Genomic DNA, 837 nt, shown 5'->3' on the forward strand with positions numbered 1-837 from the left:
TAGACAACATGTTGTTTAGGGATTGTTTTTTTCGTTTCAGGGTGCTTTTTAATATAACAGCCTTCTTCCTTATATGATGAATTCAGCAAGTACAATCTAGAAAGAATTACGAGGAGGAATTAATAATGAAGAAGATGGTTTCTGTATTAATGACCGCTATGCTTATTGCAATACCGGTCACCCCTGCTTTTGCTCAAACGAATAACGATACTGTACAAGAAAAGGCACAGGAGCTGGCTTCGAAGATCGTGTCCGATTATGGTGTAAGTGGATTGCAGTATGCGATTATGGATCATGGATCCATTGTTTTATCGGGTAGCGCTGGTGTATACGATAAAGCGACCAAGAATCCGATAACCAAAGACACGATGTTTGGAATAGGCTCGGTAAGTAAAACCTATGTGTCTGCTGCAACGATGATGCTAGCTGATTCTAATAAAATTGATATTGATAAACCACTAACCACGTATATCAAGGACTTTAAAATGGCCGATGAACGATACACAAAGATTACACCGCGCATGTTGATGAATCATTCTTCAGGACTTTATGGTAGTCACTACGAGAATAGCTTTTTGCTCGATGACAATGATACGAAAAATCATGATGAATTATTGGTCAAACTACAATCAGAAAGGTTAAAGTCAAACCCAGGCGAATCCTCGGTATATTGTAACGATGGTTTTCAACTGCTTGAAATCTTGATCGAACGAGTAAGCGGGTTAAGTTACAGCGAATTCATTGAAACCTTTATTAGCAAGCCTCTTCATTTAAGCTCTACTAAAACACCACGTGATTCATTTGATAGAGACAAGCTCGCAAAAACTTATTTTCCTG

1 protein-coding gene is annotated in these 837 nt (G+C 38.4%); it reads left to right on the forward strand.

The window, feature by feature from the left end:
• Positions 1 to 125: 125 nt before the first annotated feature.
• On the forward strand, positions 126 to 837 hold a 712-nt coding region (locus tag PGLA_RS26460; RefSeq protein WP_145939692.1), incomplete at its 3' end, for a serine hydrolase domain-containing protein.

It is taken from the genome of Paenibacillus glacialis, from assembly GCF_001637205.1.
Classification (GTDB): Bacteria; Bacillota; Bacilli; order Paenibacillales; family Paenibacillaceae; genus Paenibacillus_AQ; species Paenibacillus_AQ glacialis.